Consider the following 21,386-nt stretch of genomic DNA (forward strand, 5'->3'; position numbering starts at 1 on the left):
TGGCGGTTTACGACAGCCGATGCACGCATCAAACTACAGCGACTTTACCCATCAACTGAAAATTGACAGACCACTAGAGCATTGTAAAAAATCGCTTCATTGCTAAGCGTCTTCCCTGCTTCCCGCAACCGACGACTGCTCGCTTTTGCCTCGTCTAATGAGAGTTGCTCAGTTTCTAAGCCCTGAGCATGGGCACGCGCTAGAAACACCTCCTGCTGGTTTTCCTGGCGATAGACCAGAACCGTTGTAATGTCTGTCGGATCGAAGCGTAACGAGACAGTTTCCCCGGCGTATCCAGCCAGGTATTCGCCGCGATACATCAAGTTCTCAAATTGCAAGTAGCCACCCCGTTGAATGGTGCGTCGAGAGGCTTTCATCAAGCAAATATCGAGATGCCGCTCATCAATGACATCGGGAACATTTGGTAGACCAGCTTCCCAGCGTTGAAAGCGGTTCTGGTCGCCCATCCGAGCGTCGATACTCTGGTTGTAGTGATCGCAAAGAAACCGGACAATCAGTTGTTCTAGCTGGCGCAGCGTCAAGCTGGCATCTTTTTCAGCTTCCTTTGGGCGTTCCTGTACGTTTGAGCCAACATACCCAGGCAACGTCGAAAATAGTTGGTCATTCAGGGTGCGGAAGGGGCGCTCAACAATGCCGCCCTCAGAGGGGCGATCGCGCAAATGGCAGACAAAACCCAGATCAGTGGCAATTTGCTGCACATGGTTGGAGCGAAAATCCTTGCCACCATCGGTATAAAAGTGCTGCGGTTTGCCGTAGGTGCCCCATTCACAGTTCAGCTTGTACTCTGCTCCATATTTTTTAGGCTGAATGGCATGGCGAAGCGCTAACGCCACCACCTGAGAGCTGGGAGCATCAAAACCCAGGTTGATGCCCATGATGCAGCGGGAGTAAGAATCAATCACGGTGCTTAACCACGGGCGACCCAGCCGTTCGCCATACTGATCCACCAACAAAACATCGGCTCGTGTATGGTCGCATTGCCAAACGTGATTACTGTACTCAATCGCAAGATCCTTGCCTTCACGTGTCTTCACCGAGAGGGTGGAGCCTTTCCAGCCTGGACTACGAATGCTATTGGCTCGCTCCTGCCTCTCCATGATCGGTTTGAGTACCCGCAGTACTGTGCGGTAGTGAGGCGGCTTCTCATCGCCGATCTCACGCGCTTTCGCCTGCACCCGCACGGCTACCTGCTTGGGCGTCATGCGCTTGCTGCCCTTGTTGCCTTCCTTGTAGGTCTTGATGATGAAGTCCTCCCAGAAGTCTCCAATGCGGTAGCTGCCTTTGTCTGCTCTGGACTCTTGGGCGATGCCTGCGACCCCTTCCTGCTCCCACCGTTTGACTAACCGTTGAATCGATCGCACGGAAACGCCCAACTTTTCAGCCCCATCCCTCAGCTTTTGCCCGTAGGTGGCGCGATCGCACGGTGCCATGAGACTTTGGATCACTGCTAACTTCAGTTGAGCCTCAGCATTCAGTTCACTGACAATCGTGTTCGAGGCTGCTGGTTCAACTGTCTGTTGAGAAGGGGCAGCGGTAATCGCTGCTAGCGGATCACTTTGGGTGGAGCAGTTCAGCATAAAAGTACTGATGTACTGTTTCGTTCGTAGTAATTTACCACAACGACAGAAAAGTGACAGCTAATGTGTCAATAAATTTGCTGTTGAGCGGTTAATCTTCACGTTCTAGTCCCTAGAGGGATCTGTCCAGTCCACCCTTTTCGGGAACGGCTCTAGCGGAGACTGCACCCAAATATCCTGGCTATAAAAGTCTCCCCGTTGCTCCAACTCAAACCCTCCCAGCAGCACTCCCAACCATAAATGGCTCCACGGCAGCTTCAGGCGATGCGTCAGCTCCATCAAAGAAATCTCTTGCTGTGTCGTGTGCGCCTGAAGCCAGCCGTGGATGGTTTGTATCCATTCTGAAACCGCTTCCTCATGAGCGATCGCCAATACAGCCTGTAGCTCAGCCTTTGATTGTGGCAACATTCCTAATGGTTGAGACTCAGCCTCTAATTGTTCTACTAAAGCCAAGGCAGCGGCTTTACTCACTGGGGCTACAAGGGATGATTCTGGTTTGCACGCCGATCGCACCCGCTGTTTGCGCGGTGGAGCTGATGCTATCAGATCACTCATATCCACCGTCATGGTCTGCCGTACCAAATCTGAGAAGAATCCTCTGGGTGCAACGGGAGCGCGGTAAGCATCCTCCCAGTCAGCCAGCAACGCCGCCGATCGCACTTGGCACAGCTCGGCTAGTTGAAGCAGCGCGTCCCCTGCTATCTGCAACTGTAGTGGCTCTGGAAGCTGGGCGATCGCGACCTCAATCTGCTTCCACAGCTTACCGAGATCGGCTGTTTCCGGCGTTAGCTGTGCTGTTTGCCACTCTGAGCGAAGAAGTGATTCCAGTTGTTCAAACTGCATGGGATTAGACTCCTTAACGGTAAAGGGTTAGATGGGACGCATGATAGGTGCAAGGGCGTACCGGGCACTGTGATAGCGAGTGCTGTTCCTCCCGTGCGAAGCGTTCAAAGCCCAGCCTGTGACCATTGCCGTACGTTTGATACAGTGCTTCCAGTCGCTGACGGGCATACTCCTTCACCAGACGCGGTGGTAGGCCGAAAGTATGCTGAGGTTGTGTGATGGCAATCGGTTTGCCGCCGATCCACAATTCAGCACAAAGCGCATGGATAACAACATCATCGGCTACCTGGCGGGGTTGATCCACATAGGTGTGCAGGACGATGTATGGCAGTGGTGGAAGGGGTACTGTCACCTCCTCTAGCGCGGTCTTTCGTCGAACTGTGCGCTCTCGTCCTTGACGATAGTAGGAGCGCCGACTGTGGCAGGTATCAGCGTTCCAACAGCCATCGCCGCTTTCTGTCTCATGAAGCTTGCGGGCTTCAGCGATTGTCAAGAGGCTACACGCCCAGCACTTCTCATTGGTTAGTCGTCCCATTGCACCTCATACCAAATGGCTCTCAAAGTTTTTGTGGAAGTTTTGCGGGGTCGTCTCTTGTCGTTATTATGCTGAGAAAATCCTGATAGAGATAAGCAAAGTTATCTCTATCTACTCACACCGTCCGATCACGCGATCGCACATGCAAACTCACGCCTCTGACCCAGTTTTGCCAACTATCATTGTGCCGTTCACTGATGAACAGCCAGAAGCGAAGGAAAAGAAGCCCTCTGACTTACGGGACTGGCAGATCGAAGAGTTTTCGCGGCAAGCCGGGAAGGCAAAGAATAGTCATAGCACCCAAGCCTTAGAAGCTTGGGATTCGTAGCAGCTTACAACCAATTTCCAAGCAAAATTAAGGGTGCCCAGTATCGAGGATAGGCATACTGCTCACTTTTGATGAGTGCTAGCTGGGCTTGGCGAAGGGCTTCAGCACGTGAGATGCTGCCTTTACCTAGCTGCTGATAAAACTGCTTCATCAGTTCAACGCTGGATTCGTCATCTAAACTCCAAAGAGATGCGATCGCGCTTCTGGCACCTGCACGAACTGTTGTTCCAGCGATACCCAGAGTAGCGCGGTTGTCACCCGATGCGGTTTCACAGGCACTCAGGACAAGCAATTCAATTTCATCCGTACGGTTTAAGCCGCGAGTCCGAAAGAGAGTACCGATGTCATCTACTTTGATGCTGCCGCTTGCCGTGAGCAGAAACGTCTTTTGCGGGTCTGAGCTAAATTGGCCGTGCGTGGCTAGATGCACAATCGAAAACGAGGATTGATTGATTTTTTGGTTAAATGCCTGCGTTGTAAATTGTTTGTCTTGAATTGGAATGACGGTAATGCCCGCGTTTGCGATCGCCGTTAGTTCCTTGTTTACATTTTCCAGTTTGGCGAAGTTGGCAAAGTTAGCGGGTGGATCGGTAAGGCTGGCTGCTAATACCCTTAATTGTTTCGGTAATGGTTTGGGGTTCTGTAGCTGGAGGTTGAGGGCAACCGTAGTGGCAAAGTTCTCGACTAGAAATTGCTTACCATCATAGAGCGCTGACATCGGTACATTGCGCAGCTTACTGTCTGGCACAAAGACTAGCGTGTCGATCTTGGCTGTGTCTAGCTGAGTTCTACCCTGTGCAAGCAACCAATCGTAAACGGCTTTTGCTTCCACTTTGACGGTTTCAAAGCCGTAATCTAACTGCAATTTCTGGTGAAATTGCTCAATGGTTTCGCTAACTTGTGCTTCCGTAATGGCGTAACTGTAGTGAATTAAATCCTTTTGTCGAGGCAACTTGAGAATGACTTCAATCCGGTCTTTGAGAATAATCGGAAACAGGGCTGCAGTGGTTGAATTTGCTTCATCGGCAACGCGATCGATCGACTCAGCGTTTGATGCCACACAGGGTTCCTGCAAAAAGTTTTCTAGTTCGGCAATTTGCAGTGATTCAATCACGGCCCGAGCCTGTGCCAGATTGTCTTGGCTCGGTGTTGTGGGTCGTAGCAGCAGATCGACAAATTCGCGGTAAATCGGTTCTTCTGTCTGCTCCTGGAAGTTAAATTGGGCATCTGCATTTCCTGCTGCCAGGTCTCGACGGAGACTTTGAAGTGTAGCAAAGGCAGCTTTATAGGCGGCGATCGCGTTTTGATACTCTGGACTGGTTGCGATCGCCTGTTTGTCACGATTCGCGATTGGGGTTGTGGCGAGATCCCGATACAACCGCCCCGTTTGCCATTCCCAGCGGTAAGCGATGTCGAGTGCTTTATGGCTCTGGGCAAGGGCTAGTGCCTGACGGGTCAGGGGAAGCGCTTCCGAACAGCGTCCATCGATTTCATAGGCATGTCCCAGGTAGCCTAACGCGAATGATTTTGCCTGCCAATCTTGCACGGTGCTGCTTTGCTGAATCGCGTCCGCCAGGGTGTAAGCCGCTATCGTTAAGGGTGAGAAGGGTTGGGTTATTTGATCGAGGGCAATGGTTGGGGCAAGACTCTTTACTTTGTCGATCGCCACAGCCTTTCCTTGCGTGTCATTTCCCTGGGTGTAGACTGTGGGGCGATCGAGGGCTGTCCGCTCCTGACATAGCCTGCCATACCCCGATGGAGCATCCTTTGCAGCTAGTTGAATGAGATTGCTGGCATAGCTAATCTGGGCATAGGTTTTTGTGCGACTGGTAGGGAGACCCGGAAACTGTGGTAAGAGCTGTTGAGCCAGGGTCTGAGCGTCTTGCCAGGACTTGGTTTCGATCAGGAGGCTAAGCTGATTTAACTGCGCTTGCATTTTGACGGTAGGGTTGGGCGCGATGGCTGCGGCCTGCTGGTAGTAATGCAGGGCTGTATCCGTTGGCTGAGAGGCGGCACTATTCCCTGACCGGATTTGTGCACGCACTGTATTGCCTAGACTCAAATAAGCAGCAGCAGTATCCGCGATCGCCCGCTGCTGCTGCGCCAGTTTTAACGCGTTTTTCAGCACGTCCTGAGACTGCTTCAGGTTGCCCATCCGCCGCAGGGCGTCGCCATAGCTGATAAGCCCAGAGACTTTGATGGTAGGGTCTGCTTGTTTTTCTAAAGTCTGGCTGACCTGTTGCAATAGGGCTTCCGCTCGACGGTACAGCCCCCCTGCCTGGAGTGCCTGTGCCTGATTGATTTGAGTGCGGACGACTCCAGCCTGGTCGTTCACCTGCTGGTAGCGATCGCCCGCTTGCTGCCAGGTGGTAAGAGCCTGCTCCGCCTGCCCTTGAGCTAGCTGTAAGCTACCCAACGTGGTGAGTGCCTGTGCCAGCACTTTGGTTTGGTCTTTGTCGGAAACTCGGCATGCCGTACCAGAGGCGGAACAGCCCAACAGTTGCAGGCTTTTTTCAATGGTCTGTTGAGCCTGTTGCATTTGCCCCAACTGCTGATACGCGAGTGCCAAATTACTCAGTACCATTGCCTGATTGATCGGGTCGTTTGCGGCTTCAAAGCCTGCAGCAGCGTTCTGCCAGAGGGTAATCGCTTCGGCAAATTGTCCGTTCTCATATTGTCTGCGACCGTCCTGAGTTAATTGCAGCGGTGTTGTGCTTGCAGGGGCCGCGATAGGGGTCGGAAGCACTGCTTTCTGGATCGCAGGAGACGGTGCAATACCTGCAAGGCAAAGGATGAGCAGAACCGTGCTGATGCTTAAACCCAGAGACCGGAGCAAGGTTGACAGCCGCATGAGACCCCCTGAAAGAATGTGAAATGGCTTAAAGCTGTAGTGTTTTCGTGATTGGGACAGACGTTGAATGGGTGCGGCGATCGCACCGTTTTAGCTTTAGAGTTGCTCTGACAAGTCTGGCTGTCATTGGCAATCTTCTAACGTTGCGGGCATTGTACAAGCGGTGATTGCGTTCCATCAACAGGGGCACTGGTAGACTGACTGACCAGGTAAAGTTTGCCCCTGGCGTCCTTCATCCAGCCCTGGGCTTCGACGATCGCGACTGGAGGAGAGGCACGGGGAGCAGAGGCAGCAGAGGAGGCAGGGGGAGCGGTTGACGCGCTGATGGTGGGACTACCCAGATCGGTGAGTACGGCGGTACCGCCAAAGGGATCATCAGGACTGGCCGTCAACCCGCCGCGACCGAGCACAACAAACTTGCTCTCGCCTTCCACCACCTTACGACCGCTGTTGCAGCTTTGAGCCACCAGTCTGGACGGGTCAACGGGCGTGAGGTTGAGGTCTTGCAGTCCCTGGCTGGGGTCGAGAATAATGTTGCTGATGCCGAGTTGGGAACTGGCGGTGATGTCACTGAAGGGAGTGTCCTGCGGTTGCGGTCGTAGTCCAAAGATTTGCTGAGCATTGATGGTGACGTTACCGCCATTACCTCTGAAGGCATTGGCGCGGATGTCACTGTTTTCAGTCAGAACGCCAATGACGTAGGGAGTGGTGATCGTCACGTTACCGCCATTGTCGCCTGCCTGAGCGGTGCCAGCAGTGGCAGAGATGAGGCTATTGCGGCGCAGTAAGACGACATCGCTGACCTTGAGGATGATGTTGCCGCCTTGAGCACTGGCGGTTTCGGCGGTAATCGACCCTTTGTCGCGCAACTCTAATCGCCCCGCTTGCAAGAAGATATTGCCGCCAATGCCGCTGCCCTCGCTGTTGACCGCGATCGTCGCTCCATCCTGAATCAGCACTAGGCGAGGATCGATGGTAATACTCCCCCCGTTTCCAGTTGAACTCTGGGTTGTACTGGCAAATAGGCCAGTCCCCTGTCCTGTCAGGAAGAGCGTGTTCTTTACCTGAAGATTGAGGTTCCCGGCTGAGCCACTACTGAACGTTCTTGCTAATACCTGCCCACCAGTAGCAGCATTGAACGAGTTGATAGTCAACGTAATATTACCAGCATTTCCTTTATCGAAAGTATTAGTAGCTATTACCGCATGATTTGTAAGAGTGAGGAGGTTGGCGATTAGTTCAACATCCCCGCCCTTACCGGTCGCACCTTGATTAACCTGACTAAATGTCCCACTGGAGAACTGCCCATCAGGACTGGTGCCATCAAAGATGGCAGTATCTGTGACACGCAGCTTCACACTCCCCCCATCACCGCTGCCAAACGTACTGGCAGCCAACTGGGCACCATTTGTAACCCTGAGAGAGCCTGCCGTTAGTTCAACATTCCCACCCTTGCCGGTCGCACCTGACTCAACCTGACTAATTGCCCCACTGAGGAACTGCCCATCGGGAGTGGTGCCATCAAAGATGGCAGTATCTGTGACACTCAGCTTCACATTCCCCGCATCACCGCTGCCAAACGTACTGGCACTCAACCGGGCACCATTTGTAACCCTGAGAGAGCCTGCCGTTAGTTCAACATTCCCACCCTTACCGGTCGCACCTTGATTAACCTGACTAAATGCCCCACTGGAGAACTGCCCATCGGGAGTGGTGCCATCAAAGATGGCAATATCTGTGACACTCAGCTTCACACTCCCCGCATCACCGCTGCCAAACGTACTGGCACTCAACTGCGCACCATTGATAACACGTAGCGAACCAGTCTGTATCCGAATCGTGCCACTCTGACCCGTGCCACCCAACAAGCTGCTAAATAAACCAAAGCCAGCCCCAGTGATAGAAATCGTAGCTTGTGCCAGTAGTGTGATATCACCTGCATTACCAGAACCAGACGAGGTATTGATTCCGTTGGTCACGTTAATATCTGCTCGGCCATCTATCAGTACCGAACCACCATTCCCCTTAAAAACACTGCCATCATCGGCAAAGATGCTTCGCACGATGATATTGCCACTCGGCAAGGTGCGTTGGGGCTGATATTGATTGCTCAAGAACACCAAACCATTTGGGGCATCCAGGGAAACTGTATTAATGGAAATGTCGGCACTCGTGGCCTGGTTCCCGAACAGATCAGGAGGGACTATCGCCCCAATTGCGGTATTGCCTGGTAATCCCCCTAAACTTGACCAATCAATCCCGGCTCGAATATCCAACGTGGGGCGGATACTGCCATCGATCGTCAACGCAGTTCCATTCGACAGTGTCATCGTTGCGTATTGAGGAAACGACGTAGGATTAATCGTATTGGCAGTGGGTCCTGTCCCCGTAATTAAAATCGTGCCCGTGGACGTAACCGAACCACCCGCCAAAATATGCACCGATGGTCCTGTATAGTCATTGAAACTGAAATCACCATTAGCAAAAATAATTGGGTCCGACTGACTCATCCAATCGCCCAAGCTGCCATCCAGTTGTTCCATCCGCACAGACCCACTAGAGCGAAAATGAGCATCGCCAACAATCGAATTAGCACTGCGAAGCGTTAGAGTTTGCCCTGCCGTTAACTCACTCTGAGGATGATGGAGCGCCATTATATCCACTGTTTGATTGCCTTGTACCAACAGGCTGGCTTGCGCTCTCCCCACAAATGGGTTCGTTACAGTATCGCGAATTTGCACCGTATCTTGGGCCTTCAGGATTAAGTCTTTTCCCGCAATCAGTTGCCCTTGTAAATCCAATCGATCTGCCTCCAGGGTTAGATCTTGCCCGGTAGTGAGGTTGCCCCGATTGGTAATCGTACTTCCAGGCGCGATCGTCCCTGTCTGCACCCCCAGTGCCACATTCACCGACAGCAACGGCGGAGCCTGGGGATTGGTCGCACTGAACTCACTGCCGTCTGAGAACTTCAGGCTATTCGCAGTGGTGGCGAAAAACGAGCCGCCCAACTGCAACCGGGCATTAGAGCCAAACACAATCCCATTTGGGTTCAGCAAAAACAGATTGGCCGTGCCATTCGCCCGCAGCAGCCCATCAATGTTTGACAGCGAAGTGCCCGTCACGCGGGTCAGGATATTCTGAATTTGTGACCCATTGTTAAACCACGCTTCGCCGCCTGTGGGAATGGAGAACTCCCGAAAGCTATGGTACAAATTCACGCCCCGCTCAGTGCCCCCTGTGATCGTGCAGGCCGTGCAGCCAGGAGGGACGATCGAATTCACAGGCAATGTGGCATCAGGGATGATCTGCGCCTGGACGGTGCTGATCCCTGCCAGTAAGCCAACGGCTAGGCCTCCAATACCCCAGAGCGGAAGGATATTTCTCTTCATAGCCGACACAAAACTCTTCGTTCAGAGTATAAGCTACTTCTGCTTTTGGGATACACTCTGCACAAACTTTTACACGCGTTGAGGTCTCATGCTTGATGGTGTAAAACGATCGACGCGATCGGGCTTGAGTGCTTAAGAGCTTTGCGAGCGAAAATGTACGGCCTCGTAGGGAACAGGGCTTGCAACGTCCTTGCCTTTAGCCGATCGTCCTGATGTCAAACCTGCCCCTGAGGGTATTTGTTTGCTAGAAGTTTTGTTCAATGTCGTGTTGGGGATCTCCAACATCGTTTTGGAGGTCGCAAATATTGTTTTGGAGGTCGCAAATATTGTTCTGGAGATCTCCAATATCGTTTTGTAGTACGCAAACATCATTCTGGAGATCTCCAGCATCGTTTTGGAGGTCGCAAATATTGTTTTGGAGACCTCCAACATCGTTTTGTAGTACGCAAATATCGTTTTGTAGTACGCAAACATCATTCTGGAGATCTCAAATACCGTTCTGGAGATCTCAAATACCGTGATGTAGTACCCAAGCATCAACCGGGTCATGCTCACAAGAACCAGCTTTATCTGTGATAAGCAAGCTTTCTAGTGGTGATACTTTAACCGGACAGAAAAAAGAACCCGTGTGAGCCACCTAGAGCAAGATGGGCTATATTCCTCTTACTACTGCAAATTCGTGTGATGCATGCTTCGCACTGTTTGTTTAGCCATGTTAACGAAGGCCTCTTTATCCCAGAACCTTTGGATTAACCCTTCAGTTCTGGGGTTTACCATCAATATCCGGTGTGCTTCCTACATTTTTCCGTAATGACTAAGCTCTATCGCTCCTGGTTCTGGTTGAGTCTAGCTCTACTGGCTGGTAGCCTTCCTGCAAGACCACTGAACGCCCAAACCATTAATGCTCAAACCATCAACTCCGCTCAGGCTCCGACGCTACCCTTACCAAGACCCACAGCTCCCTTGCCGCCGCAGGATGTGATCCCCATTCCGCCGCAGACACAACCATCACCACCGTCATCCCTACCGCCCCAACTCCCACCACCTGGGGAGTTACTGCAACCCAGCACACCCACAACCCCAAACGCAGAGCCACCCTCTGAGAACGTACCTGAAGCGATCACCGTCGAGCGGTTTGAGGTCGTTGGCAGCACCGTTTTCAGCCAACAAGATTTTGACAATCTTACCAAACCCTACACAAAGCGTCCGCTCTCGCTGCCAGAACTCTTTGAAGTGCGCTCCAAAGTCACTGAACTCTACGTCAAGTCTGGTTACATCACCTCAGGTGCTTACATCCCGCCCCAACCACTAGAAGGCGGTGTCGTCAAAATTCAGGTTAGCGAAGGTGGACTGGAAGACATTAAAGTCACGGGAACCCACCATCTCAACCCCAACTATGTGCGAAGTCGGCTGGCGATCGCCACCACCAGGCCGCTGAATCAAAAACGACTGCTAGAAGCACTCCAATTGCTGCAACTCAATCCACTGATCAAAGCGGTGTCTGCGGAACTCTCTGCAGGGACAACGACCGGTGAAAACTTGCTATCCGTTAACATCACCGAGGCGACCATCTGGGACGTGCAGATCAGTCTGGATAACGGACGCACACCCAGTGTCGGCACCTTTCGGCGACAGATCCAGCTGACCAACGCTGACCTGTTGGGGCTGGGTGATCGTTTGAGCCTTGCCTACACCAACACCGATGGCAGCAATGCCTTCGACGCTAGCTATACCATTCCCTTCAACCCACGCAACGGGACGATCGCTCTCAGCGGTGGCTTTGCCTTCAGCCGCGTCATTGAACCACCCTTTGATGTCCTTGATATTAACTCCAACTCCAACTACGTCGAACTCACGGTCCGCCAACCGATCCTGCAAAGCACGACCCAGGAATTTGCCCTGGGGCTGACCGTCAGCCATCGCGAAAGTGGCGCAACCTTGCTGGGCGGCGAAATCCCTTTCCCAGCAGTCGGTTCAGATGACCAGGGTAATACACGGATAACAGCTCTGCGCTTCTTCCAGGATTACACGTTACGAAACCAATCAGAAGTCCTGGCTTTTCGGTCTCAATTCAGCGTTGGGATCAGTGCTTTGAACGCCACAATCAATGCTGTCCCGCCAGACGGCAACTTTTTTGTCTGGAGAGGACAAGCTCAGTATGTCAGGCTCTTGGCTCCAGATACACTACTGCTGCTGCGCGGGGATATCCAACTGGCAGACAGACCGCTGGTGCCGTTGGAACAATTTGGACTGGGTGGGCAGGAAAGTGTGCGGGGCTATCGGCAAGACCAGTTATTCACCGATAGCGGCATCTTTGCCTCCGCTGAAGTGAGAATTCCAATCCTTCGCCTCCCCAGCTTCGGCAATGCGGTCTTGCAATTGTATCCATTTGTCGATGTTGGGCATGGCTTTAACAGGGGAAGCGGGACGAACCCTTCGCCCAACACATTAGTTTCGGTTGGTTTGGGGCTGCGGTTTCAAGCGGGCGATCGCATCACGGCTCGGTTTGATTGGGGTATTCCTTTAACCAATGTCTCTGGGGAGAAGAATACCCTACAAGAACAAGGCTTTTACTTCTCCCTTCTCTACAATCAACCGTTCTAAGGGGTATGAATTAAATAACATCGGCAACTTCAGCCTTTTACCTGTACGGGCGCGGCATTCGGCAGATGTCTCTGGGCAAGGGCAAGGTCTTTCTACCGAATGCCACGCCCCTACGCAAAGAATTACACCTTAATAAATCCACGGTCCTAAGAGGATCTCCAGTAAAAACTACTATTTGCCACTCTTAATGGGCTGCAAAACCACGATCGGCGCTTGAGCCACCGTTGAAAGCTCTAACTCCTTCAACGCCGCTGCCCAGTTGTCTGGTGTTGCCTGACGGTTTTCAGAGAGGAGAGTAAAGCCATCGAACCAAATATCGTTTGCGATGTAGACCCCGTAACGGTCTTTTTCTGGGGTTTTCTGTAACTGTTCTGCTAACCCTGGTGGTGCGTCAATGCGCGCAATCCAACCTCTCACGCTGGGGTTTTTGGCGGGTTGTTTGACATCACAACTGATCGAGAAGAACCAGTTATAGCGTTTACCGACTTCAAGTCCCTTGCTATTTACCCAGACCGATGGGTCACTGGGTAGGGTCAGCCGACCAAACCCAGATTGATCCGGTAGCTTCACTGGAATGGGAGCCTTGAGGGCTGGCTGTCCGCGATCGTCCAGCAGCATAAATTCCCCGTTCCTAACCGGCATAGGCGTAGGGTTTGCAGAGGATTGATCGGATGGAAGAAACTGAAACGTGGGAGTGTAAAACCAAAAGGTCGGAAACGCACTCGTCGTTTTCCCTTCATTGTTTTGAGGGATGAGCGCGATCAGTTCCTTGACACCGGCCGATGGATGATTGGCTGCGCAATTGCCTCGAATCGCCCCACCTCGCCTACGACCACTGGCGGTGCCTCTGTTGGTGGGCGGCCAAATCAAGTTATGGAGCCGCTCTAGAATCGATTCTGCGTGTGCTGGCAGAGGCGCGATCGCAGTCTCTAAAACGCCTCCCAACAGCACCCCAGCCAGAGTGTAGCCAATTATCCTATGCCAAACCAATAATCTTCGAGAAGTCATAATCTTGGTGATATATTTGGGGCACTCTCCTTCTAGCAAGCTGGTCTACCATGCACGACTTTCAAGATGCCTTTATCTCTTATGGGCGGGCAGATAGTCAAGACTTTGCCATCCAACTGCATCAGCGACTGCTTAAGCAAGGGGTAAACGTCTGGTTAGACCAAACCGATATTCCCCTGGCTGTAGATTATCAGAATCAGATCGATGATGGTATTGAAAAAACAGATAACTTTTTATTCATCATCTCGCCACACTCGGTGAACTCACCCTATTGCTTAAAAGAAATTGAAGTCGCAAGCCGTTGCCATAAGCGCATTATCCCCTTACTGCACATTGAACAAATCAGCTACGCAACCTGGCAAAAGCGCTACCCTGATGCCGATGCTGCCGCCTGGGAACGCTTTCAAGCAAGCGGGTACCATTCCACTGCAAATATGCCAGCCGCGATCGCCAAAATCAACTGGCTCTATTTTCGGGAAGGTATAGAAGACTTTGAAACCGCCTTCGCAAAATTGATGGCGCTTTTTGAGCATCATCGGGACTATGTTAAAAAACACACCTACTTTCTAACCCAGGCATTGGTTTGGGAACGCCACCAAAAACAATCACGGTATTTGCTCACAGGTGAAGAGCGGCATCTTGCCGAAGACTGGCTGAAGGTACGCTTCCATAACGAGCAGTCGCCCTGTAGCCCCACCGATCTACATTGTGAATACATTACCGAGAGTATTAAGAATGCGGATAATTTAATGACGCAGGTCTTTCTTTCCCATGCGGAGAAAGACGATGTGATTGCTGAGCAGGTTCGTCGCAGCTTAATGCGAGAAGGCTTTACGGTCTGGACCAGTAAGACGGATATTCAAACAGGCGCAACCTTTCAAGCCGCGATCGATCAGGGTATTGAAGAAGCAGACAATGTTGTTTATTTATTGTCTCCACACTCACTCCAGTCAGCCTACTGCCAGCATGAGCTTGATTACGCACTGTCGCTCAACAAACGCATTATTCCAATACTGATTGAAGACACTGACCCAGATCAGATACCACCTGCTCTAAGTGGCTTGCAATACATCGACCTCACTGACAACGTTGCCGCTACAGATTACAGTCAGGACGAAAGCCAACTGATCAAAATCCTGCATCAGGATGCCATGTATTACGAGCAGCACAAATTGCTGCTGGCAAAAGCGCTGAAGTGGGAGCGTCAGAACCGTAACCCCAGTCTTTTATTGCGAGGCTATAACCTGCGTCAGGCTGAATCCTGGCTGACGCTGGCACATTCGCAGACGCAACATGTGCCCACGTCGCTACAGCAACGCTTTATTGAAGAAAGCCTGCAACAGCCTGCTGGTCGATCGCTGGATGTGTTTATTGCTTACTCTCGTGTGGATTCTGATTTTGTCCGTCGTCTCAACAATGCACTGCAAATTCAAGGCAAGACCACCTGGTTTGATCAAGAGAGCATTGCCTCTGGTAGTGATTTTCAACAGGAGATCTTTCGGGGGATTGAAACATCCAACAACTTTTTGTTCATTATTTCCCCCAATTCCATTGCATCACCCTACTGCGTCGAAGAAGTTGAGTACGCTCTCAAATTAAATAAACGGGTTGTCACTGTTTTGTACCGACCCGTGCAGAGTACCGCTTTACCTCCTTGCTTAGCAGGCATTCAGTGGCTTGATTTCAATCGACATAACAAGGATTTCTTTACCAATTTTGGTGAACTGGTGCGGACATTGGACACCGATCCAGACCATATACGCTTGCATACCCGCTTATTAATCCAGTCCCTTGAATGGGAACAGGACGCATACGATCCGAGCTTCTTGCTGCGGGGTAAAGAACTCACCGATGCCATGCAATGGCTTCAGTTGGCAGAAACCAAGCAGCCTCAACCAACCGCACTTCAGCGGCAATACATTACTACGAGCCGCTATGCACCATTGCGTAAACCAACGCGTCGCACGGCTGTACTGGCAAGCCTGGGAGTCGGTTTTCTGGTCCTTGCAGCCCGGTTTATGAGCTGGCTGCAACCGTTAGAATTAACGGCCTATGACCAATTCATGCGCTGGAAACCCAGTGAGGCGAGGGACGATCGCCTGCTTTTGGTTGCCATTGATGATGAAGACATTAAGCTCCAAAACAAGGCGTATCCGATCGGTGTGCGGGGAGGCACCCTTCCTGATCCATCCCTGGCGCGCTTGCTTGCTAAACTCCAACAGGCAAAACCACGGGTAATTGGGCTGGATATGTATCGTGACTTTGCGACCGATCAACCCGGCCTCGTGCAACATTTTCAGCAAGATGCGAATCTGGTTTTGCTGTGCAAACTCAATACAGCATGGAAAGAAGGGGTTCGTTCCCCAGACGAGCTACCCCGTGCTCAGTTTGGCAAACGACTCGCCTTTAGCGATTTGAGCTTCGATGAACCGGGAACAGTGGTGCGACGGCAATTATTGGTAGATACACCAACGCCACCAATTTGCGCCACAGACAGTTCTTTAAGCCTCACGATCGCGCGTCAATATCTGGAGTCTCAGGGAAAACCATACCAGGCACCGTTTACACCCGATGGAGACATGATTCAGGCGTTACAGTTGGGCAACACTCGCTTACAACGCCTCTACCCTTACTCCGGCGGTTATGCAAACCTGCCTGTAGGCGGCTATCAAACGCTGTTAAACTTCCGTACCTACAAGGGCAAAGCCAGAAAATTTTTGGAACAGGTGCGGTTACGTGATGTTCTGGCAGACAAGGTGCCACCCGCAAAAATCCGCGATCGCATTGTGCTCGTTGGGTTCACGGCTCGCGCTGGCGTGAATGACTATTCCATCACCCCTGTGGGCGAGCTACCAGGAGTGATCATTCAGGCACAAATGGTCAGCCAGTTGACCAGTGCGATGCTGGATGGCCGATCGCTCATCTGGTGGTTGCCGTTCTGGGGCGATGCGCTATGTATCGTCGGTTGGGCAGCGGTCGGTGGGGCGATCGTCTGGGTCATTCAACGCCCCCGAAGGCTTATAGCGGCGGGTGCTGTGTCTCTCGGCATCCTTTATCTCATTTGTTATGGGGTGTTTATCTCCAATGGCGGATGGTTGCCATTAGTGCCATCGGCGATCGCGCTGGTTGCAGCGGGTGGACTGACGGTGAGGGCAACCCAATGGCTTAAGAAATAGCAAAATTTGATAACATTTTCCGAACCTGGCTTTGAATTATTCTCTGAAATGGGTAAAGTTTGGGTGAATGTTACCGGAAGGGTTCTCATGAACCGGAATACAGGCACAGTTTGGCTTGCAGGTTGGGTTTTACTGAGCAGTCTGGCAGTTGCGCCCGTTGCCACCGCGCAAATTATCCCCGACAACACGCTGTCAGTGAATTCGATCGCGCCTCCCGGCTGCACGGCCTGCACCATTACCGGCGGTACTGAGCGGGGCGTGAACCTGTACCATAGCTTTCGGGAGTTTTCCATCCCCACGGGCGGCGAAGCCTGGTTTAACAATGGGTCACAAATTCAGAATATCCTGACCCGTGTGACGGGCACTTCGCTGTCGAATATTGATGGGCTGCTGCGGGTGAATGGCACGGCCAATCTGTTTTTGCTAAATCCTAATGGGATTGTATTTGGCCCCAATGCCCGGTTGCAGTTGGGCGGCTCGTTTTTCGCTACCACTGCGAATAGCCTGAAGTTCTCAGACGGCAGTGAGTTTAGTGCCACCAATCCCCAGGCTCCGCCGTTGCTGACGGTGAATGTGGCACTGGGAGTGCAGACAGGGGCGACCGCACCCGGTGCCACGATTACCAACCGGGGCAACCTCACCACTGGACAGGATTTGACGTTGCTGGGCGATCGGCTGGACTTGCAGGGACAATTGATAGCAGGCAGAGACTTGACCCTGAAAACCCAGAATACGGTCACCATTCGCGATACGGTCACCACTCCTTTTTGGGCGCAGTCTGGTAGAGACTTAACCATTCAGGGAAATCAGTCCATTGACATTCTGGCGTTGAATCATCCCCAGCCTGCCATTCAAGCTGGTAGAAACCTGAGTCTGGTCAGCAATGGAATTATCTCGGGCGATGCTCACTTTATGAGTGGAGGGATGTTCCAATTCCGGACACTCTCCGGGCAACCCGCAAACTTTATCAGCCTCTATGACCCCATTATCTATGCCAACGGAGATGTGGTCTTTGGTGACTATACAGGGGCAGCGTTGAAGGTTGAAGCGACGGGCAGCATTCAAGCGGGGAATATTCGTGTTACCGCTCCTGATACATCTGTCCCTGCCACTGATCCAGATTACATCACCTTAACGACACTCCCATCCGTCATTTTGAGGGCTGGAGTTGCGGCTATCCCTGCTAGCAGCCTGCCTCAAACTGGTGGTGAGACTACCTTTACCTCAGGAGCCGCCGCTGCTGGCGATCCACCTGGAAGTATTGTGTTTGGCTGGATTGATACCTCCAGCACAACCGGGGGGAATGGTGGCAACATTGAACTGACCGCAAAAGGGGATATTCGCAACACTGGCTCTTTTGGCAGCCTTGCGCTGGGTTCCTTCTCTAACTCAGATGGAGATAGTGGGAATGGCGGGAATATTACGCTCCGCTCGACGGCAGGCAATATTACTTTCCAAGGTGGAGGAGCGCAATCGAACTCGTTCTCGTTCTCGGGGACCGCGGGCAACGGGGGAGCGATTTCCTTCACCACCACCTCCGGCAATATCTCCCTCATAGAATCGTACTCGAACTCGAACTCGGTCTCGTTCTTAAAATCGGGGAGTGCGGGGACGGGGGGAGCGATTTCCTTCACCACCACCTCCGGCAATATCTCTCTCTCCAGATCGGACTTGGACTCGTTCTCGAGACCGAACTCGGGGAGTGCGGGCAACGGGGGGGCGATTTCCTTCACCACTACCTCCGGTAATATCTCCCTTATGGAATCGAACTCGTACTCGTACTCGAACTCGTACTCGGGGAGTGCGGGCAACGGGGGAGCGATTTCCTTCACCACTACCTCCGGTAATATCTCCCTTATGGAATCGAACTCGTCCTCGTCCTCGTACTCAAACTCGGGGACTGCGGGAACTGCAGGCAACGGGGGAGCGATTTCCTTCACCACCACCTCCGGCAATATCTCCCTCTCCAGCTCGGACTCGGCATCGTTCTCGTACTCGAACTCGGGGACTGCGGGCAACGGGGGAGCGATTTCCTTCACCACCACCTCCGGCAATATCTCCCTCTTAAGCTCGGGCTCGGGATCAGGCTCGGGATCAGACTCGGGGACTGCGGGCAACGGGGGAGCGATTTCCTTCACCACCACCTCCGGCAATATCTCCCTTATGGAATCGTACTCGAACTCGTTCTCAAGATCGAACTCGGGGACTGCGGGCAACGGGGGAGCGATTTCCTTCACCACCACCTCCGGCAATATCTCCCTCTCCAGCTCGGACTCGGCATCGTCCTCGTACTCGAACTCGGGGACTGCGGGCAACGGGGGGGCGATTTCCTTCACCACCACCTCCGGCGATATCTCCCTCTTAAGCTCGGGCTCGGGATCAGACTCGGGATCAGACTCGGGGACTGCGGGCAACGGGGGGGCAATTTCCTTCGCCACCACCTCCGGCGATATCTCCGTCTCGAGCTCGGACTTGGACTCGTTCTCGTTCTCGAAATCGGGGACTGCGGGCAACGGGGGGGCGATTGACGTCCGTACCTGGGGGGGCGCGATTTTTTGGGGGGGCGGCACCCTCCGTTCCTTTGCTGTTTCTGGTGAAGGAGAGTCAGGGGATGGCGGCAGGGTGACCCTGGAAGCGAACAGTAAAATATCCGGGTTAACCATTAACACGGTCTCATCGGGTGGCCAATCTGGAGCGGTTCAGGTCAAGGGTACTGGTAATTTGCTCGTTGATCGGACTGAGGTTAAGACCGCTCAACAGGTAGCAGTCTGTGTGCGTCCTCCATGTAATAACACCTATAACCAACCTACAACTGTCCGTTTAACTGGCAAAGGACAGGCTGGCGATGTGACCGTAGACAGCAGTGGGAATCTCACCTTCCGCAATAGCGTCATCCAAAGCGATACTCGGAGTGGCAATCCTGCTGGTAATATTTCGATTACCAGTCCCGGCGTCATCAGTTTCAACAACAGTCAAATCATCAGCAATACCAGCAGCAGCGGGGCAGCAGGCAGCATCACCATCAACGCATCTCAAATTCAGTTGAATGATGCCACCAGTCAAATCGTTGCCCAAACAAACAGCAGTGGCATTGCTGGCAATATTACCTTGCAACCATCTAATGGAGATTCTCTTGCGGTTCTCTTTCGCGATGGTGCCCAAATTTCGGCTGCTACAATTGGCACAGGACAGGGTGGCAGTATTTTAGTGACAGCGCCCCGCTCCATTGTTCTAAGTGGCAATGGCAGCATCGTCGCAGGCTCCAGTAGCGAGGGGGCTGGTGGCAGCATTCAATTAACAACCCGTGACCTGTCTCTGCAAAATGGCGTGAATGTCTCTGCCTCCACTGCTGGTGCTGGCAAAGCAGGCGATGTCGGCATCAATGCCGAAACCTTGACTTTGAGTGGTGGAGCGACGGTTTCAACCAACACCGCCAGCAGTGGACAGGCAGGCAACCTCATTGTGAAAGCGAATCAAGTCCAATTGAATGATGCCACCAGTCAAATCGTTGCCCAAACGAACAGTAGTGGCATTGCTGGCAATATTACCTTGCAACCATTCAATGACAATTCTCTTGCGGTTCTCTTTCGCGATGGTGCCCAAATTTCGGCTGCTACAGTCGGCAAAGGACAGGGTGGCAGTATTTTAGTGACAGCACCCCGCTCCATTGTTCTAAGTGGCAATGGCAGCATCGCCGCCGGTTCCAGTAGTGAGGGGGCTGGTGGCAGCGTGCAGTTAAGAACCCGTGATCTGTCGCTGCAAAAGGGCGTGAATGTCTCAGCCTCCACCTCCGGTGCTGGCAAAGCAGGCGATGTCGGCATCAATGCCGAAACCTTGACTGTAAGTGGTGGAGCAACGGTTTCAACCAACACCGCCAGCAGTGGACAGGCAGGCAACCTTACTGTCAATGTAAAAGACCAATTGACCTTAACAGGCAGTGGAACGGGCTTATTCGCCACGACGACCCCTGGTTCTACCGGTAACGGTGGCAGTATCACCATTGACCCACAGCGGGTGCTGATTCAAGATGGAGCCACGATCGCCGTCAACAGCGAAGGTAGCGGCATTGGTGGCAATATCTTCTTGCAAGCAGGGCGGTTGGAGTTGCGTAACCGGGGCTCCATCACCGCCGAAACCGCCAGTGCTCAGGGTGGCAACATTACCCTCAAGGTCAGCGATGTCGTCTTACTGCGCCGCAGCCTCATCTCTGCTACTGCTGGCACCGCTCAGGCAGGCGGCAATGGCGGTAACGTGACGATCAGCACTCCCTTCGTCCTTGGCGTTCTAACTGAAAACAGCGACATCCGCGCCAATGCCTTCAGCGGTAATGGCGGCAACGTCATCATCAATGCTCAGCAAATCTTTGGACTACGACCGCAACCGCAGGACACCCCCTTCAGCGACATCACCGCCAGTTCTCAACTCGGCATCAATGGCAACATCATCCTCAATACCCTCAACCTCGACCCCAGCCAGGGACTGCAAGAGTTGAACCTGAGCCCTGTTGACCCCTCCAAACTCGTCGCTCAAGGCTGCAACAGTGGTCGTAAGGTGGTGGAAGGCGAGAGCAAGTTTGTTGTGCTCGGTCGCGGCGGGCTGACGACCAGTCCTGATGATCCCTTTGGCGGCACTGCTGTACTCACCGATCTGGGCAGTCCCACTGCCAGCGCGTCAACTGCTCCCCTTGCCTCCTCTGCTTCCCCTGCCGCTACTCCCGGCGCGATCGTCGAAGCCCAGGGGTGGATGCAGGACGCCAGGGGCAAACTTTACCTGGTCAGTCAGTCTGCCAGTGTTTCTGTTGATCGAACAGAACGATCGCCCGCTCCATGCCAGAGTCGCTAGATCCTAAATCCCTTACGTTTTTACCACGACTTCTATCGCGTCACCTCGAAAGCTGATCGGTCAGTCGTCACCTGATGACGACAGCTAATCTGGCACAGTTTTAAATTAGACATCAGGTGAAAAGCGACGGCTAACGGCTCTTCCCAGCTTTTGGTGAAGCCGAGAAGGAGGGAGGAAACTATAGATCACCCCTTTCAGTGCTCTGCCCATGG

At 52.7% G+C, this 21,386-nt stretch carries 11 protein-coding genes and 1 pseudogene; 5 read left to right on the forward strand and 7 right to left on the reverse strand.

Going from position 1 to position 21,386, the window contains the following annotated elements; genetic code table 11:
* Positions 1-44: 44 nt before the first annotated feature.
* The 3 genes from C7B82_RS04800 to C7B82_RS04810 form a co-directional block, all read right to left on the reverse strand.
* Positions 45-1,598: a Mu transposase C-terminal domain-containing protein gene (locus tag C7B82_RS04800; protein ID WP_219904019.1), complete on the reverse strand. Its 1,554-nt coding sequence runs from the start codon at positions 1,596-1,598 to the stop codon at positions 45-47.
* A gap of 105 nt (positions 1,599-1,703) precedes the next feature.
* Entirely contained in the window at positions 1,704-2,441 is a 738-nt protein-coding gene (locus C7B82_RS04805) for a hypothetical protein (RefSeq protein ID WP_106255175.1), read from the reverse strand.
* A gap of 13 nt (positions 2,442-2,454) precedes the next feature.
* Positions 2,455-2,976, reverse strand: a complete 522-nt coding sequence (locus C7B82_RS04810; protein ID WP_106255176.1) for a hypothetical protein — start codon at positions 2,974-2,976, stop codon at positions 2,455-2,457.
* Positions 2,977-3,118: 142 nt separating this feature from the next.
* Here C7B82_RS04810 and C7B82_RS04815 point away from each other — a divergent pair, with 142 nt between their 5' ends.
* A complete protein-coding gene (locus C7B82_RS04815; RefSeq protein ID WP_106255177.1) occupies positions 3,119-3,304 on the forward strand; it encodes a hypothetical protein in 186 nt (61 codons plus the stop codon).
* A 4-nt stretch (positions 3,305-3,308) separates the two neighbouring features.
* Here C7B82_RS04815 and C7B82_RS04820 read toward each other — a convergent pair whose 3' ends face one another.
* Positions 3,309-6,155 carry a CHAT domain-containing protein gene (locus C7B82_RS04820; RefSeq protein ID WP_106255178.1) on the reverse strand — a complete coding sequence of 949 codons (2,847 nt, stop codon included), beginning with the start codon at positions 6,153-6,155 and terminating at the stop codon, positions 3,309-3,311.
* A gap of 137 nt (positions 6,156-6,292) precedes the next feature.
* Positions 6,293-9,544, reverse strand: coding sequence for a two-partner secretion domain-containing protein (locus tag C7B82_RS04825; RefSeq protein WP_106255179.1), 3,252 nt, complete (start codon positions 9,542-9,544; stop codon positions 6,293-6,295).
* A gap of 810 nt (positions 9,545-10,354) precedes the next feature.
* Here C7B82_RS04825 and C7B82_RS04835 point away from each other — a divergent pair.
* Positions 10,355-12,148, forward strand: a complete 1,794-nt coding sequence (locus tag C7B82_RS04835; protein ID WP_106255181.1) for a ShlB/FhaC/HecB family hemolysin secretion/activation protein — start codon at positions 10,355-10,357, stop codon at positions 12,146-12,148.
* A gap of 171 nt (positions 12,149-12,319) precedes the next feature.
* Here C7B82_RS04835 and C7B82_RS04840 read toward each other — a convergent pair whose 3' ends face one another.
* Complete coding sequence (locus C7B82_RS04840) at positions 12,320-13,156, reverse strand: DUF928 domain-containing protein (RefSeq protein ID WP_106255182.1); 837 nt, start codon at positions 13,154-13,156, stop codon at positions 12,320-12,322.
* A 50-nt stretch (positions 13,157-13,206) separates the two neighbouring features.
* On the opposite strand from C7B82_RS04840, the gene C7B82_RS04845 reads away from it, so the two are divergent.
* Positions 13,207-16,332, forward strand: a complete 3,126-nt coding sequence (locus tag C7B82_RS04845; protein ID WP_106255183.1) for a TIR domain-containing protein — start codon at positions 13,207-13,209, stop codon at positions 16,330-16,332.
* Positions 16,333-16,419: 87 nt separating this feature from the next.
* Positions 16,420-17,196: pseudogene (locus C7B82_RS34970) on the forward strand (filamentous hemagglutinin N-terminal domain-containing protein); the annotation flags it as partial.
* Positions 17,197-17,528: 332 nt separating this feature from the next.
* Here the strand turns inward: C7B82_RS34970 and C7B82_RS33595 are convergent.
* Entirely contained in the window at positions 17,529-18,845 is a 1,317-nt protein-coding gene (locus C7B82_RS33595) for a hypothetical protein (RefSeq protein ID WP_245939734.1), read from the reverse strand.
* Here C7B82_RS33595 and C7B82_RS33600 point away from each other — a divergent pair.
* Complete coding sequence (locus C7B82_RS33600; RefSeq protein WP_245939735.1) at positions 18,805-21,174, forward strand: beta strand repeat-containing protein; 2,370 nt, start codon at positions 18,805-18,807, stop codon at positions 21,172-21,174. The genes C7B82_RS33595 and C7B82_RS33600 overlap by 41 nt on opposite strands.
* Positions 21,175-21,386: the final 212 nt, after the last annotated feature.

Source organism: Stenomitos frigidus ULC18, from assembly GCF_003003795.1.
GTDB lineage: Bacteria > Cyanobacteriota > Cyanobacteriia > Leptolyngbyales > Leptolyngbyaceae > Stenomitos > Stenomitos frigidus_A.